1 protein-coding gene is annotated in these 864 nt (G+C 64.1%); it reads left to right on the top strand.

Annotated features, from left to right (window positions below):
* The first annotated feature begins 38 nt into the window (after positions 1–38).
* The gene (locus tag JAO73_RS22840) at positions 39–854 is read left to right on the top strand and encodes an IS5 family transposase (protein WP_198979648.1); all 816 of its coding nucleotides are present in this window, start codon (positions 39–41) and stop codon (positions 852–854) included.
* Positions 855–864: the final 10 nt, after the last annotated feature.

Raw genomic sequence — 864 nt, 5'->3', positions numbered from 1 at the left:
TAGACGGTGTTATGGACTTGTGAGCGAAATTAGCGGGTATGGAAGTTACCCGCCGCGCTTATCCGAGCGACGTCACCGACGACGAATGGAGTTTTTTGCTCCCGTATTTATTGCTGGTTCGCGAAGACGCGGCCCAGCGGCAATATCCACTCCGCGAGTTATTTAACGCGTTGCGCTATGTGGTGCGCACGGGCTGCACCTGGCGCTACCTGCCCCACGATTTACCGCCCTGGGCCACGTGCTACCAGCAATGGGCCCGCTGGCGCGATGCCCGCGTCTTTGAAGCCCTGACCGACGATTTGCGCCAGGTGCTGCGCCTCAACGAAGCGCGGCCCGCCGACCCAAGCGCCGTGATTTTCGATTCGCGCACACTGCAAAGCACGCCCGAAAGCGGGCACCGGGCCGGCTACGATGGCGCCAAACGGCGCAAGGGCAGCAAGGTGCACGTGGCCGTCGACACGCTGGGCCACCTGCTGGCCGCCGTCGTTACGCCGGCCAACGAACAGGACCGGGCCCAAGTCGGCGTGTTAGCCGAAGAGGTGCAAGTGGCCTCGGGACAAAGCGTTACGCTGGCCTATGCCGACCAGGGCTACACCGGTGAGGTGCCCGCCCAAACCGCCGAGCAGCACGGCATCGCCTTGCAGGTGGTCAAGCTCGGGCACACCAAGCGCGGCTTTGTGCTGCTGCCCCGCCGCTGGGTCGTCGAGCGCAGCCTGAGCTGGAGCGCCCGCTACAAGCGTCTGGCCCGCGATTACGAACGCCTGGCCGTTAGCCTGCAGCAACTCCACTACCTCGCCTTTGCCGGGCTCATGCTCGCCAAAGCCGCTGGCCTTAACTTGCTCCCAGGTGCATAACACCTTCTAG

It is taken from the genome of Hymenobacter miniatus (assembly GCF_016427455.1).
Classification (GTDB): domain Bacteria; phylum Bacteroidota; class Bacteroidia; order Cytophagales; family Hymenobacteraceae; genus Hymenobacter; species Hymenobacter armeniacus.
The sequence above is the reverse complement of the archived record's forward strand: the minus strand, read 5'-3'. Positions and strand labels throughout refer to the sequence as shown.

What these genes read in the sequence shown, in the direction of transcription:
- JAO73_RS22840 (WP_198979648.1), top strand. Translation starts at nt 39, where the DNA reads ATGGAAGTTACCCGCCGCGCTTATCCGAGCGACGTCACCGACGACGAA.